Origin of the sequence: Methylacidiphilum kamchatkense Kam1 (genome assembly GCF_007475525.1) — a bacterium.
Lineage (GTDB): Bacteria > Verrucomicrobiota > Verrucomicrobiia > Methylacidiphilales > Methylacidiphilaceae > Methylacidiphilum > Methylacidiphilum kamchatkense.
The window spans coordinates 97,476-111,026 of the sequence record NZ_CP037899.1 but is presented as its reverse complement, the minus strand read 5'-3'; the positions used below and the strand labels follow the sequence as shown (position 1 = coordinate 111,026).

The window sequence follows — 13,551 nt, the reverse complement described above, 5'->3', positions numbered from 1 at the left end:
CAGCTAATTTCTATCTCTTCGATAGCCTACCTTTTTTCTCCAGCTACATAGAAGCTTTCTATTAATCCGACAGCTCCACTCCCATTACATTGTGTTTTTTATTATAGAATGATTTCAGTTCCTATTCCTTTATCTGTAAATATCTCTAATAGCAAGGCATGAGGCATTCTGCCATCAAGAAAATGCACCTTTTCTACCCCTGATTCTAAAGCTTCAAGAGCTGATTCTACTTTGGGGATCATGCCTCCATGAATAGTTCCTTCTTTTTTAATGCATCGATCCTCCGCTTATCGACAACAGAAATAGTAGAGTTTGGATTTTTTTCATCCGCAAGGATGCCGCTGGTGTTGGTTAGATATATTAATTTTTTTGCTTTTATAAATTTTGCCATTTTACTTGCAGCAATATCAGCATTGACATTGTAAATTTCACCGTTTTCCCCTTTCGCTAAGGGAGAAACAACAACGATAAACTGATTATGAAGCAGTTTTAACAGTGGATGGATATCCGCTGCAACAATCGAGCCAACATAACCATAATCAATTGGATAACCTTGGGAAGAAAAAGCCTGCCACTTGACAGCGCTAAAGACTTCATAGCCTGGAATAAACACCGCTTTTGCTCCATACTCAATAATTTTCTGGGCTATAAAGGGGCCTATTTCTTTACAAAGCACCTTTTCTATTAAGGCGATAAGGTCTTTGTCTGTTACCCTAATTCCATTGACAAACTTTGGGCGCATTCCCTGGGACTTCATCGCTTTGTTGATCGCTTCCCCTCCTCCATGAATAATCAAAGGATGAATCCCAACAGCTTCAAGCAAAACGATATCACGCAAGGTCCTTTCCACAAGAAAAGGAGCTTCCATGGCCGCTCCCCCATATTTGATTACAAAAATAGAATCTCTAAACTTTTGTACATAGGGCAGGGCTTCTAAAAAAATGCGGACTTTTTGCTCAGGAGTTACTTCTTCGGCATTTATAGTATGCATTGAATTGCTCTTTATTCTCCTTTGTTAATTCTCACATAACGCTCAGAAATATCCGTTGTAAAAAACCTATATTGTCCTGACCCAATATGAAGATCTACTAGAAGAGAAAACATTGGCATTTTTACAGTTTTTTTAATCAGGCTTTCCTTGGTTTCGGTTCTTACCCCAGAAGCAACAACCTGAAAACCATTATAAAAAAGATCAATTTTATTCTGATCCACATTCGCCCCAGAATACCCAATGGCACACAGGATCCTTCCCCAGTTGGGATCTTCACCATTCCATGAACATTTCACCAGCAGAGAATTCCCTATGGACCTGGCCACAAGCTCCGCTTCTTTTTCTGAAGCAGCACCTTGAACCAAAATTTCAACGACTTTAGTTACCCCTTCACCATCTTCTAACACCTCCCTGGCAAGCCGATCCAGAACCAGTCGCAAAGCATTTTTGAAAATTCCTTTATGAGGGCTATCCATGCCGATCGTTGTATTTTTTGCTAGCCCATTTGAGAACACTAAAATGGTATCGTTGGTGGAGGTTTCTCCATCAATAGAGATCCTATTGAAGGTTTCCTGTACACAACTGTGTAAGACACTGTTAAGGTATTCGGGAGAAAGAGAGGCATCTGTGGTTATTATTCCAAGGGTTGTTGCTAAGTTGGGAGCAATCATTCCAGCCCCTTTGGCCATTCCTCCAATAATAATTTCCTTGTCTTCTATTTTTACTTTTAAAGCTGCCTGTTTGGGGACAGTATCGGTAGTCATTATCGCTTCAGCGGCATCTTTCCCTCCTTCCACATTGAGCTGCTTACAGGCCTTTTCTATCCCTCGGATAATTTTTTTCATGGGAAGATACACTCCAATCCTGCCTGTCGAACAGACACAAACTTCATCTGGAGAACAACCAAGAAAGGAGGCTGTCACAGTAGTCATCTGCTCAGCATCTTCAATGCCCCTAGATCCCGTACACGCATTGGCATTACCGGAGTTAATAACGACAGCCCTCGCTTTGCCTTTTTTCACCCTTTGCATGGATACAATAACGGGAGCTGCTTTCACTTTGTTTTGTGTAAACACCCCTGCAATATCTGCAAGTTGTTGAGAAACCACCAAAGCCAAATCGCTTTTTTTACCAGGTTTTATGCCGCAACTTATCCCAGAAGCAAGATAGCCTCGAGGAGCCGTTACACCTCCAGATTTAATGAATTCGATAGATTCCTCTTTCATGGGCCTAATCCAGTGGTTTGAGCTAATCCAAACCTTATGTTCATTGCCTGTATAGCCTGTCCCGCTGCTCCTTTCCCTAGATTATCAATCGCTGCTATTACTAGACACTTATTCTTTTCAGTGAACAAGTGAATGGAAAAATATAAATAATTGGTACGAAGCACAAATTTCAGCTCCGGCATCATCCCATGGCTCAAGACTTTTATGAAGGGAGCTTTTTTATAAAATTCCAATACCGCATCTTCTGCTTCTTGTTGCGAAATGTTAGCGGTTAGAGTCGCAGTGATGCTCAGTAGAATGCCCCTACAAAGAGGAGCCAAAACCGGCACAAAAAGCACTCCTGCAGGCTTCCCCATTGCCACTTTCTTTATTTCTTGTAGAATTTCAGGGACATGGCGATGATTAGGAAAACCGTACGGTCTCAAATTTTCGGAGATTTCACTAAATAATAATTTGGAATCCAAAGTCTTTCCCGCACCCGTAGTCCCGCTGATCGCAAAAACTTCGATCAATTGAGGATCAATCCACCCTTTCTTTAGTAAAGGGATAATAGATAGCAGTACACCGGTTGGATAACAACCCGGCATGGCTAATAGGTTTGAGGAGCCGATCTGTTCTTCGTAAATTTCCGGTAAGGCATAAACAGCCTTCTTCAAGAGCTCTGTGTAGGGATGAGAAAATTTATAATAAAGTTCATAATCCAAAGGATTTTGAAGACGAAAATCTGCACTTAAATCAATGACAACCTTGCCTTGTTCATACAGATAATGAGCATAAGGCAAACCTTTGCCATGCGGTAAAGCAAGAAAGACGACATCGGTTTCTTTACTTATGGTTTCTAACTCGTCTGGATTACTAAAGAGCAGGTTCCCATACTGACCAATGTTTGGGAACACTGAACCAAGGGACATATTCTCATATTGTCTGGAAGTAATTATCCGGAGAGTAATTCCAGGATGATTGGCCAACAGCCTTACTAATTCTTCTCCTGAATACCCTGAGGCCCCAATGACACCGACTCGGATGGGAGACATGACAAAAACCTGAATGGGTCTTATTTATAAGCTTTTTAAAAGAAGGCTACTAAAAAGGTGCTTTGAAAGCAAAAACTAACGCTTGGAGAATTGAAATCTTTTTCTTGCTCCAGGCTGTCCTGTTTTTTTCCGCTCTTTCATTCGCGGATCACGTGTCAAGAGCCCTTCTTTTTTCAACAAACTCCGATAAGAACTATCATACTTTATTAACGCTCTAGCCACCGCCAATTTCATAGCCTGGGCCTGGCCCATCAATCCCCCTCCAGTAGCCTTTCCAATGATATCAAATTTTTTCGTCCCTTCGACCACTTCCAAAGGTTTTACGACTTCCCATCTGTGAACAAAAGTTGGGAAATAAAATTCTATATCTTTCCCATTGATTTTTACATCTCCCTTTCCGGGTTTAAGAATAACTGTCGCTGTTGCCGTTTTCCTTCTTCCAGTGGCTTGAATCTGCATATTATGAGGAATCGCTGTCATCGTAGTCTCAATCTATTGAAATTGGAATAGGTTTCTGCGCTGTATGAGGATGCTCAGCCCCCTCATAGACATGAAGTTTGGTATATATTTTCCTACCAAGCCTGTTATGTGGAATCATCCCCCTGACCGCATGCTCAATTAAAAATGTGGGCCGTTTTAAACGGATTTTTTGTGGAGTATAATTCTTTTGTCCTCCGATATAACCAGAATAGGTAGAATATCTTTTTTGAAATTCTTTTTTCCCACTGAAAATAGCTTTGGAGGCATTGATAATAATAACGTTGTCTCCAGTATCTACGTTAGGGGTAAAGATGACCTTCCCCTTCCCTCTAAGGAGGGTAGCTGCCTTGACAGCAACTTTACCCACTACCTGATCCTTGGCATCAATAAGATACCAGTTGCGACTAACTTCTGTTGGCTTTTGAAAATATGTTTTCACTGAGGAAAAAACAATTGTTCCTTTTCGTTCGCCTGTCAAGGAATTAACTTCATGAATTTTTAAGAAAAAGTCTGCATGGAGCCATTCGCATTTATCCAAATGTCGTTTTATTGTAACCCCATAAATTTGCAGGAACGTCAAAAAAATTAATAAAAATTCGATCAGGTTTTATCTTACAATGTTTTTCTATCAATGCACAAATTTCGCTTGAAAACTCTCCGCAATTGTTAACAGGAAGATTGATAGCACGCAATTCCACAAAGGCTGCTGGTTCTTCATTTCCAGAGAAAAGGAATCGCTTTGCTCCCGAATAACTAATCATCGTATAACTTTGCGGTTTTTTTAGTTTTTCAACAATAAAATGACTGGCTGACTCAACTAGAGCCTTTTGTTGAGCCTCAGTTAAAGCTACGTTCGTTTCGATTGATAAATATGGCATACTTGGATACTAATCAGTTGAAAAAATCATTGCAATAATCCATTTTAACTAATCCTTATATTAAAAGAGGAAGAAAGATAAAATAACTGTATTTTTTTATCATGATGTATTTAAAAATAAACTAAAATTTTAACCATTATTCAGTTATTATGGCCATTGGTTCGATTTCCATTCAATTGCCTTCTTCAAAAGAAGGTACAGTTGGCCCAGAGATGTCTGGAGCAGATTGTGTAGTCGCTTCACTTGAGAAAGAAGGCGTAACTACCATTTTTGCTTATCCTGGCGGTGCAAGTATGCCGATGCACCAATCTCTTACGAGAGCTAAATCCCTTAGAACCGTACTTCCTCGACATGAGCAGGGTGGAGTTTTTATGGCTGAAGGCTATGCTCGAGCCACGGGAAAAGTTGGAGTATGCATGTCAACTTCTGGGCCAGGAGCCACCAATCTTGTCACCGGTATCGCTGATGCTTATATGGATTCGGTTCCGTTAGTTGCAATCACGGGACAAGTCAAAAAAGATATGATTGGGAAAGGAGCCTTTCAAGAAACGGATGTTTTTGGGATTACCTTACCCATTGTTAAACATAGCTATTTGGTCATAGATCCAAGAGAAATTCCACAGATCATAAAAGAGGCTCTTTTGATCGCAAGGTCCGGCAGACCAGGGCCAGTCGTTATTGATATTCCTAAGGATGTCCAACAAGCTGTATTTAAACCTTTTTTCCCCACTTCTACAGGCTTGGAATCAAAACTCGCTCCCCCTCCTTTGGATCGTTCCATACTTAAGACGATTCTCGATTGGATAGGAAAAGCTAAAAGACCTGTGCTGTACGTCGGCGGAGGCATTATTTCCAGTGGCGCTCATCTTGAACTTTTAAAATTCGCTGAAAAAACAAACATTCCAGTCACAACCACACTGATGGGTATTGGCTCCTTTCCCGAGAATCATAAACTATCCCTCAAGTGGCTTGGCATGCATGGATCAGTTTATGCGAATTTTGCGGTCGATCAGTGTGATCTGCTCCTAGCCTTTGGGGTAAGATTCGACGATCGGGTTACAGGGAAAGTAGAAGCCTTTGCTCCAAAAGCACTCATCGTACATATCGACATCGACAACTCTGAGTTAAATAAGAACAAAAGAGTCGACTTAGCGGTCTTGGCTGATATAAAAGAGGCCCTTTCTACGTTGAACCAGCTTATCAATGAAACAAAATGGCATCCTCCAGACCTTTCCACTTGGCATGAAGAAATCCAAGCTTGGAAAATGAAATTTCCTTTTCGTTACAGAAAAACAGAAGATCATATTCTTCCTCAAATGGTTGTTGAAGAGATCTACAAGCTGACTCGCGGGGAAGCGATCTTAACCACTGGAGTGGGCCAACATCAGATGTGGGCTGGACAATTCTATAACTTTCATCATCCTCGGACCTTTTTGACATCCGGTGGACTGGGAGCGATGGGATTCGGTTTTCCGGCTGCGCTAGGTGCAAAAATAGCGATTCCTGATGCAACTGTCATAGATATCGATGGGGATGGCAGCTTTCTAATGAATATTCAGGAACTTGCCACTGCAGTTACCGAAGAAATACCTGTTAAGGCTGTTATTTTGAATAATCAACACCTTGGAATGGTAGTACAATGGGAAGATCGGTTCTATGATAGTAACAGAGCCCATACTTTTCTTGGATGCCCGAATAACAAAAAGATGATTTATCCTGATTTCCCTCAGATCTGCAAAGGCTTTGGAGTCAAAGCAGAAAGAGTAACAAAACCTGAGGAATTGGTTCCAGCTCTAAAAAGAATGCTTGAGGCTCAAGAACCATATGTCCTTGACGTAGTCGTTCCCTATACCGAGCATGTTTTGCCTATGATTCCTGCAGGAATGACTGTTAAGGACATTATTATTGATAACGATTGATAATCAAAAAAGAACTTCTAACAATAGGATATTACGTTTGTATAAATGGGATAGGTGTTTTTTAGATTCGCATCTCTAAGAAATTTCTCCTCCCCCTATCTCAAGGGGAGTAAACTGAGTAAGCAATTTAGTGTTCCAAGTCAAACAAACCTCTTATAAGCTTTCCTTAATAGAGTATTAAAGGGAGCAAAAAGTAATCACAAAGAGGTCCTGCAATTCCTGGGTCCTTTCGGCATCTTCTCTAACTATGCTTCTCTCTCGAGTATTTTACAAAGCCAAAAAGGGCTCAGTAAAAAGTAAACTCAAAACGCCCCTATTAGCCAAAGCCCAGGTTAATGGGCTATCCGCATAGGAAAGATTGAATGACTTAATATCAAGAGAATTGGATATTACGACTGATAGGCAACTCAGAAGTTCGACTACATCTAGAGATTGTTACTACAAAGAGGTTTCACAGAGTAAAAAGAGGAACGAAGGAACATCCCACAATACACCTCTAGATGGGAGGAAATTCCATAAGTGGGGAATATATGTCAATAGAGCATTTGTACCAAAAAAAACACGTCTTTGGAGAACCTTATCCTCTTTGAGTCCAATCCAAAGATTTTTTCTGAACTTCATAGACAAAACCCACCCCAAGCAAAAACAGAAAAAATAGAATAACAAACAACGCTCCTATTCCCTGAGACAAAAGGTCTTGATAGGATATAGCCCAAGCAAAGAAAAAAATTGTCTCGATGTCAAAAAGAATGAAAAGCATTGCCACCATATAAAACTTTACAGAAAATCGTGGATTCTGAGGACCTATTGGATCCTTTCCACATTCATAGGGAATATCTTTTTCTTTTGTTTTCCTCCCTTTTTGCCCAATTAGAGCAGCAACGCCAAGCATTCCAGCAGCAACAAGAAGGGCAGCCAGAAATTGAAACACAAAGGCAAGCGTGTTGATTTGTTCTGATAAAGGCTGTGATTGTGCTAAAAATAAACTCATAACAATAAAAAACCCCTTTTTTATCTTTTACTATTGCCATTACTCATTAGAAAAAAAAAGTTTTTTATTATATTTCAATGATCTACTCTAGTATGCTGAAAGTCTTTCTCTATAGCAAAGCCTTTTTTCAGGCAAATCCGAATCTCAAGCAGTATATTCGTCGGTTGAACAGGAAATGCCTGAAAAATACTTCGGCTCATATATCTATTGAAGAGCTTCTCTTTGTGTTTTCCTAATTCCCTCTATACCATATCGATGGTTTCTGAGCGGGATGAGAGCTTTTAGAAGTCCATTGCCACTCCCCTATACTAGATTCTGCTGGTTAAAATTTGAACTAGGGAAAGGACCACAGAAACCTGTTGCTTCCTAACAAGCTTTATGGCATTCATCCAGGAGTAGCTTCTATAGCTATCAATAGATTCATCGCGGCTGTTGTCGCACCGTAGTCAGAGCTTGGGGGAGGATCTAAGCAAAAGATGAGTTTTGCACTAGAACAATTTTGTATTATAATTTCCCAAAAAACTTTTTGGCCATTTCACTCCTATCCTACAATACTGTGCCAGTTAGAGGAGGCGCACTTTGGTGCAGACTTGTCGAATGAATCTTTCAACTGATTTCAAAGAAGAAGAAAAAAAAGAAAGATTTTTTTTTGCTTTTTGGCCGGATGAAAATCTACAATCCCTTTTAAGTAAGCTCGCAAAGGATTTATTTCCAAAAATTGAAGGGAGAGCCATTCCTCAAGATTCTCTTCATGTAACTGTTCTTTTCTTAGGTTGGCATTTACCAAGCCTTATGGATGAAATTACAAAACAGATCCCTTCTTTTTTAAAACCTGAGGGGTTTCCGCTCTCTCTCTATTTCGATAAAGCTGTTTTTAAAAAGAAAGGGAAAGAAGGTATTATATGGTTTGAAGCCACTCTGGTGCCTTTAGCCCTAGAAAAATTGATCAAAAAACTTATCCAGCTTATGATCGATAATAAAGTTTCCTTTCAGGCTTACGATAAATTTATTCCACATATCACTGTCTTTCGCCATGTTTCTAATAAGAGCGTACCAAGTAATATGAAAAAAAACCAAACCATCGCTCTGCCTACACCTTTCGAACTAACAATAGAGGCTTTGCATTTAGTACGGTCTGAACTGAAACCTTCAGGAAGTCATTATACAAAAATTTGGAGTTACTCATTGAAGCCAGAATGAATGCGATGTAGCCCCAACCATTAAGACCATAGATCTGCGTCTGGCCCTATGCATTCTTTGAGTGGGAAATAACACTAAAAATTCCTATTTTTCACCACTAGGCCAGAGTCTACGGAAGCGCTTGCCAACTTTGTTAAGCCAAACATAGGATAAATTCCTCCCCCTAAGAGAGGACATAGCCCTCATGCGCTTGGTAGGTGGCTAGAAGCAAAAAGTTTAACGAATGCATTATTTTTCTTGCCTCCAATTTTCTTTGCCAAAAAGATTTTTTTATTTTCAATTCTTCCTCATTCTTTGTAAGCTTTTCTATGATCGATCGGTACTCTCGCGAACCCATGCTCCAAATTTGGAGCGAACAAAAAAGAGTTGACAGTTGGATTAAAATTGAATTTCTCGTTTTAGAAACTCTGGTTGAGTTGGGCTATTTACCAAGAGAAGAAACAAAAGACATTCAGAAAAATATATCAATTGGCCTCGAGGAAATTAAGAAACGCGAAGCGATCACTCAGCATGAAATTCTTGCTTTCCTTGAACCACTTGCTGAACAGATTGGTCCGGCTGGAAGGTATCTCCACTTTGGTTTAACTTCTTCAGATATCCTTGATACCACCTTTGCTCTCCAATTGAAAGAAGCCGCAGAGCTTCTCCTTTCTGATATCGACATTCTGCTTAAAGTGATCGAAGAGAAAGCCATCCAGTATGCCTTTGTCCCCATGATTGGAAGAACCCATGGGGTATTTGCCGAACCTACGACTTATGGATTAAAGCTGCTGCAGATGCTTGAAGAATTTAAAAGAGCACGTAGCCGACTGCTGCAGGCTAAAGAAGAAATTTCTTATGGCATGATTTCTGGTGCGGTTGGGACGTATGCCCACTTGGATCCGGAGGTCGAAGCAATTGTGCTAAAAAAACTTGGATTAAAAGTTGAGCCTATTTCCTCTCAAGTGATCCCTCGGGATCGACACGCTTTTTTTCTAAATTGCATCGCTCTTATTGGGAGCTCTGTGGAGCGATGGGCTACAGAGTTTCGTCATTTACAAAGATCTGAAGTCCTCGAAGTCGAAGAGCCATTCAAGCCAAAGCAGAAAGGTAGCAGTGCCATGCCACACAAAAAAAATCCCATTCTTTGCGAAAGACTCTGCGGCCTAGCCCGGCTTCTGAGAGGCTACGCTCTTTCTGCTATGGAGAATATAAGCCTCTGGCATGAAAGAGACATCAGCCATTCCTCTGTAGAAAGAGTGGCTTTCCCTGATGCCACCATCCTGCTTGATTACATGCTTGCATTGCTTTCGGATGTCCTCAAAGGTCAAACTGTTTATCCAGAAAGAATGAAAGAAAATATCCTAGCCAGTCGTGAGCTCTTTGCATCAGAAGGGCTGATGTTGGCTCTCGTTCAAAAGGGTATAAGTAGAAAAGAAGCATATGAAGCGGTACAGCAAGTAGCAATGAGTTGTTGGCAAGGCGACCTCCCATTGAGTGTTTATGCTAAATCTCATCCCTTCATTTCGACTCTTCTTGAGCCTAAAGAGATCAATTCTCTTTGCTCCCTTGACTTTTATCTGAAAAATGTCCCTACTCTTTTCCATCGATGCGGAGTAAAAATTGAAGACCAACCCGTTACATCCCACGAACATGACTAGGACTAAAATACTGATTCTTCCTAAAGAGGGAGTTTTTGATCCTCAAGGAGAAGCGGTCCGAAATGCACTGATTCATTTAGGGCTTGAAGAAACCCTATCGGTCCGAGTAGGCAAGGAAATTGTGATCGAATTTAAAGAGGCCGACCAAGAAAAATTGAAACGAAAAGTAGAAGAGATCACCAAAAATTTTTTATCCAATCCCATAATAGAAGAGTATAAAATAGAATGGGAAAAGGAAGGACAATGAATTGGGCGATTATCGAGTTTCCTGGTTCAAATTGCGGCCCTGATTGTGTTTATGTCGTTGAAAAAGTGCTTAAGCACAAAGCAACGCTACTCTGGCATACAGAAAAAAAAATACCCTCTGTAGATGCTATCATCCTTCCAGGAGGATTTTCTTATGGAGATTATCTCAGAAGTGGAGCGATAGCCTCCTTATCGAATATTATGGGTGCGGTTAAAGAAGCAGCTAGCATTGGGGTTCCCATTGTTGGAATTTGTAACGGTTTTCAAATTCTTTGCGAATCAAAGCTTCTCCCTGGAGCTTTGATCACTAACCGTTGCCTTCGTTTCATCTGCTCTCCTGTTTATTTACGAGTAGAGACAAATGAGTCAATCTTTACTTCCCTTTTTTATTCTGGGGAAGTCATTCAAATCCCTATCGCTCATGGGCAAGGCTGTTTTTATGCGGACCCACAAACCCTCCAAAAAATGGAATCGGAAGGGCAGATCCTGCTCCGCTATTGCGATGCTAAAGGGAATATTAGCCATCAATCCAATCCCAATGGGTCTCTGAGGAACATTGCTGGCATTCGTAATCTCAAAGGAAATATCCTTGGCTTGATGCCACACCCTGAAAGGGCATCAGAAAACGAATTGGGTTCTGTTGACGGGAAAAAGATTTTTGAATCAGTTTGCAGGTACATTGAAGTCAAAGAGAAAAACTATTGTCTTGTTGATTGACAAACCGGCTGATCATTCAATTTATTAGACCAATGGATCCAAACTTTCCTACCCCTCCTCTGGATGATTATTTATATTGGGAATCGAAATATCAATCTGGAGAAACAGGCTGGGATAGAGGGGCACCTTCTCCTGCACTTATAGAAGTCATACGTCTACTCCCTCCACCCAAAAGGGTGCTTGTTCCAGGATGTGGAACTGGCAATGATGTCCGTTATTTAGCAAGCCTAAAGATTGAAGCCGTAGGTATCGATTTTGCTCCCTCAGCTATTGAGACGGCCAAAAAAAAGGCGCATTCTCCTTTTGAAAAGTATATTCTGGGTGATATTTTTTCTCTTCCGCAGCAGTTCCACGGATCTTTTGATCTAATTTGGGAGCACACTTGTTTTTGTGCTATTCCACCAAGTAAAAGACCCAATTATGTCCAATCAATGTATAATATGTTGAGGTCCGATGGGCTTTTTCTTGGAATTTTTTTTCTTGATACCGAAAGCTCCGACGAACCTCCTCCATATTGCTTTACTTTAAGTGAAATAGATCGTCATTTTGATCCCTATTTCCAGTTAGAGGCTGAATGGTTGCCTTCTTTCTGTTATCCTGGAAGAGAAGGAGAAGAAATTGTAAGACTTTATAAAAAACTTTCTTAAAACCAAAGCTCATAACCGCCGTTCAAATGCTCAAAGAGATAACAAAAGGGACCAAATCAAACTCCCTTTCTTTGGATCATCGTCCTTTTTACCGAATCATTGCTTTCGGAGTCATTGCTGCAGGTTTTTTTTTTCATTTGTGGTTTTCCACAACATTTTGGCTCGTCCCAGATGAAGCCTACTATTGGCTATGGTCGAAACATCCATCCCTTTCCTATGCCACTAAGGGACCTGTCGTTGCCTGGTGTATAGCCATTAGTTCCCTTTTTTTTGGAGACAGCATTTTGGCTATTAGATTCATGGCACTATTGTTCAGCATTGGAAGTGGAGTGTTAATCTATTTCTTAGCTGAAAAACTTTTTGATTCTCGAACAGCTTTGCTTTCTGTTTTGTTTGCAGCCAGTTGTCCTATTTTTTCGATTGGCTCTGTGCTTATGACAATCGATTCGCCATCCTTATTTTTCTGGCTGCTTTCTGCTTTTCTATTCCTACAGGCGCTTGTGCAAGACAAAAGAAAATACTGGATCTTTACTGGGATGAGCTTGGGAATAGGTTTTCTGGCTAAATATGTGAATGCATTTGAGCTCCTTTGCTTTAGCCTTTATTTATTGTTCTATCCAGACAAAAGAAAGCTCTTACTATCACAAAATTATGCCTATTTCCTTCTTTTTTCTTTTTTATTTTCTTTACCTGTATGGCTCTGGAACGCCACTCATGGATGGGTTACAGTCCATCATCTCCTCCATCGCGGCGGCTTAACCTCTTCTTTCGTTATAGAACCAACCGAACTTATTAAATTTCTCCAAGAACAGCTTTTGAGCTATTCCCCATTCCTATTCATAGGCATTATTAGTTCTGTCATTCTGGTCCTTTGGTCACCCTCTTTTCGTTCTTCACAAACCCTTTTTCTTCTTACATTATTTCTTCCTGTCTTTCTCTTCTATACTTTTCTAAGTCTACATCAAGCAGCAAAAGGCAATTGGACAGTCACAGCCGTTTCTGGAGGGATGATTCTTTTAGCTTATATAATGGTAAGGCTTTTTCATCTTCCACACATCAAAGTGCTTTTGCTCAGTGGATTGGCTATTAGTTTTTTACAAACCGCCCTGCTGCATAGGGAAGATCTTTCTTTTGTTGGGATAAAGCCAGAAAAAGATCCTCTTTTGAGACCCAGAGGATGGCAAAGCGTTGCGGTCAAGCTAAACGAAATCCAGAAGAAGTTCCATCCTGAATATTTCATTGCCAACGACTATGCTTTGGCAAGCGAGTTGCAATTTTTAATTCAAAGCTCCAAAGTCTTTATTCCTACTTGCCTTCAAGCACAAACACAATTTGCCTTTTGGGAGAGTTATCCAATTCAGCATAATGCCAAAGCAATCTATATTTCAAACGATCAAAATGGCCTTCTTCCAGAATGTCTCAAAAAAGAATTCTCAAAGATAGAACATTCCGGTGGTTTCTGGAGAGAATATAAAGGGAAAAAAATAGAATATTACACCATTTGGCTGCTTTCTTCCCTCCCTTCTGCTTCTCGATCAGAAAATTGAATGTTCCATCAGTCTCATTAAGCACTTGATAAACC

General features: G+C 40.4%; 15 protein-coding genes. 7 read left to right on the top strand and 8 right to left on the bottom strand.

Translation table 11 applies throughout. The annotated features are described in order from the left end of the window. Positions 1-101: 101 nt before the first annotated feature. The 7 genes from kam1_RS10275 to kam1_RS00510 all read right to left on the bottom strand — a co-directional run bounded on the left by kam1_RS10275 (position 102) and on the right by kam1_RS00510 (position 4,609). Positions 102-242 carry a hypothetical protein gene (locus tag kam1_RS10275; protein WP_235277708.1) on the bottom strand — a complete coding sequence of 47 codons (141 nt, stop codon included), beginning with the start codon at positions 240-242 and terminating at the stop codon, positions 102-104. Continuing rightward, positions 239-991, bottom strand: coding sequence for an acetylglutamate kinase (argB, locus tag kam1_RS00535; RefSeq protein WP_244946095.1), 753 nt, complete (start codon positions 989-991; stop codon positions 239-241). Before argB ends, kam1_RS10275 begins: the two co-directional genes overlap by 4 nt. Positions 992-1,002: 11 nt before the next feature. After that, the gene (gene argJ / locus kam1_RS00530; protein WP_039722144.1) at positions 1,003-2,217 is read right to left on the bottom strand and encodes a bifunctional glutamate N-acetyltransferase/amino-acid acetyltransferase ArgJ; all 1,215 of its coding nucleotides are present in this window, start codon (positions 2,215-2,217) and stop codon (positions 1,003-1,005) included. Beyond that, the gene (gene argC, locus kam1_RS00525; protein WP_039722143.1) at positions 2,214-3,251 is read right to left on the bottom strand and encodes an N-acetyl-gamma-glutamyl-phosphate reductase; all 1,038 of its coding nucleotides are present in this window, start codon (positions 3,249-3,251) and stop codon (positions 2,214-2,216) included. Before argC ends, argJ begins: the two co-directional genes overlap by 4 nt. A gap of 75 nt (positions 3,252-3,326) precedes the next feature. After that, positions 3,327-3,731: a 30S ribosomal protein S9 gene (gene rpsI / locus kam1_RS00520; RefSeq protein ID WP_052250555.1), complete on the bottom strand. Its 405-nt coding sequence runs from the start codon at positions 3,729-3,731 to the stop codon at positions 3,327-3,329. A 7-nt stretch (positions 3,732-3,738) separates the two neighbouring features. After that, positions 3,739-4,170 (bottom strand): 50S ribosomal protein L13, encoded by a 432-nt coding sequence (gene rplM / locus kam1_RS00515; RefSeq protein ID WP_039722171.1) that lies wholly within the window; start codon positions 4,168-4,170, stop codon positions 3,739-3,741. A gap of 91 nt (positions 4,171-4,261) precedes the next feature. Next, entirely contained in the window at positions 4,262-4,609 is a 348-nt protein-coding gene (locus kam1_RS00510; protein WP_143958147.1) for a phenylpyruvate tautomerase MIF-related protein, read from the bottom strand. Between the two features lie 149 nt (positions 4,610-4,758). On the opposite strand from kam1_RS00510, the gene ilvB reads away from it, so the two are divergent. After that, on the top strand, positions 4,759-6,528 hold the full coding sequence (gene ilvB, locus kam1_RS00505; protein ID WP_039722141.1) for a biosynthetic-type acetolactate synthase large subunit: 1,770 nt from the start codon (positions 4,759-4,761) through the stop codon (positions 6,526-6,528). A 577-nt stretch (positions 6,529-7,105) separates the two neighbouring features. Here the strand turns inward: ilvB and kam1_RS00500 are convergent. Then, positions 7,106-7,519, bottom strand: coding sequence for an NADH-quinone oxidoreductase subunit A (locus kam1_RS00500; RefSeq protein ID WP_052250561.1), 414 nt, complete (start codon positions 7,517-7,519; stop codon positions 7,106-7,108). A gap of 597 nt (positions 7,520-8,116) precedes the next feature. On the opposite strand from kam1_RS00500, the gene thpR reads away from it, so the two are divergent. The 6 genes from thpR (at position 8,117) to kam1_RS00470 (ending at position 13,516) form a co-directional block, all read left to right on the top strand. Then, complete coding sequence (gene thpR, locus kam1_RS00495; protein WP_143958146.1) at positions 8,117-8,719, top strand: RNA 2',3'-cyclic phosphodiesterase; 603 nt, start codon at positions 8,117-8,119, stop codon at positions 8,717-8,719. A 308-nt stretch (positions 8,720-9,027) separates the two neighbouring features. Continuing rightward, on the top strand, positions 9,028-10,359 hold the full coding sequence (purB, locus tag kam1_RS00490) for an adenylosuccinate lyase (RefSeq protein ID WP_039722169.1): 1,332 nt from the start codon (positions 9,028-9,030) through the stop codon (positions 10,357-10,359). Next, a complete protein-coding gene (gene purS, locus kam1_RS00485; protein WP_039722139.1) occupies positions 10,352-10,606 on the top strand; it encodes a phosphoribosylformylglycinamidine synthase subunit PurS in 255 nt (84 codons plus the stop codon). Before purB ends, purS begins: the two co-directional genes overlap by 8 nt. Further along, complete coding sequence (purQ, locus tag kam1_RS00480; protein WP_244946094.1) at positions 10,585-11,322, top strand: phosphoribosylformylglycinamidine synthase subunit PurQ; 738 nt, start codon at positions 10,585-10,587, stop codon at positions 11,320-11,322. The genes purS and purQ overlap by 22 nt, the downstream gene beginning before the upstream one ends. Before the next feature lie 32 nt (positions 11,323-11,354). After that, positions 11,355-11,969, top strand: coding sequence for a methyltransferase domain-containing protein (locus kam1_RS00475; RefSeq protein WP_039722168.1), 615 nt, complete (start codon positions 11,355-11,357; stop codon positions 11,967-11,969). Between the two features lie 26 nt (positions 11,970-11,995). Beyond that, positions 11,996-13,516, top strand: coding sequence for an ArnT family glycosyltransferase (locus tag kam1_RS00470; RefSeq protein ID WP_143958145.1), 1,521 nt, complete (start codon positions 11,996-11,998; stop codon positions 13,514-13,516). The last annotated feature ends 35 nt before the right edge of the window (positions 13,517-13,551 follow it).

Bases quoted from the DNA above. Each gene is read 5' to 3' on its own strand.
- kam1_RS10275 (WP_235277708.1), bottom strand. From the start codon at position 242: ATGATCCCCAAAGTAGAATCAGCTCTTGAAGCTTTAGAATCAGGGGTA.
- argB (WP_244946095.1), bottom strand. From the start codon at position 991: ATGCATACTATAAATGCCGAAGAAGTAACTCCTGAGCAAAAAGTCCGC.
- argJ (WP_039722144.1), bottom strand. From the start codon at position 2,217: ATGAAAGAGGAATCTATCGAATTCATTAAATCTGGAGGTGTAACGGCT.
- argC (WP_039722143.1), bottom strand. From the start codon at position 3,251: ATGTCTCCCATCCGAGTCGGTGTCATTGGGGCCTCAGGGTATTCAGGA.
- rpsI (WP_052250555.1), bottom strand. From the start codon at position 3,731: ATGACAGCGATTCCTCATAATATGCAGATTCAAGCCACTGGAAGAAGG.
- kam1_RS00510 (WP_143958147.1), bottom strand. From the start codon at position 4,609: ATGCCATATTTATCAATCGAAACGAACGTAGCTTTAACTGAGGCTCAA.
- ilvB (WP_039722141.1), top strand. From the start codon at position 4,759: ATGGCCATTGGTTCGATTTCCATTCAATTGCCTTCTTCAAAAGAAGGT.
- kam1_RS00500 (WP_052250561.1), bottom strand. From the start codon at position 7,519: ATGAGTTTATTTTTAGCACAATCACAGCCTTTATCAGAACAAATCAAC.
- thpR (WP_143958146.1), top strand. From the start codon at position 8,117: ATGAATCTTTCAACTGATTTCAAAGAAGAAGAAAAAAAAGAAAGATTT.
- purB (WP_039722169.1), top strand. From the start codon at position 9,028: ATGATCGATCGGTACTCTCGCGAACCCATGCTCCAAATTTGGAGCGAA.
- purS (WP_039722139.1), top strand. From the start codon at position 10,352: ATGACTAGGACTAAAATACTGATTCTTCCTAAAGAGGGAGTTTTTGAT.
- purQ (WP_244946094.1), top strand. From the start codon at position 10,585: ATGGGAAAAGGAAGGACAATGAATTGGGCGATTATCGAGTTTCCTGGT.
- kam1_RS00475 (WP_039722168.1), top strand. From the start codon at position 11,355: ATGGATCCAAACTTTCCTACCCCTCCTCTGGATGATTATTTATATTGG.
- kam1_RS00470 (WP_143958145.1), top strand. From the start codon at position 11,996: ATGCTCAAAGAGATAACAAAAGGGACCAAATCAAACTCCCTTTCTTTG.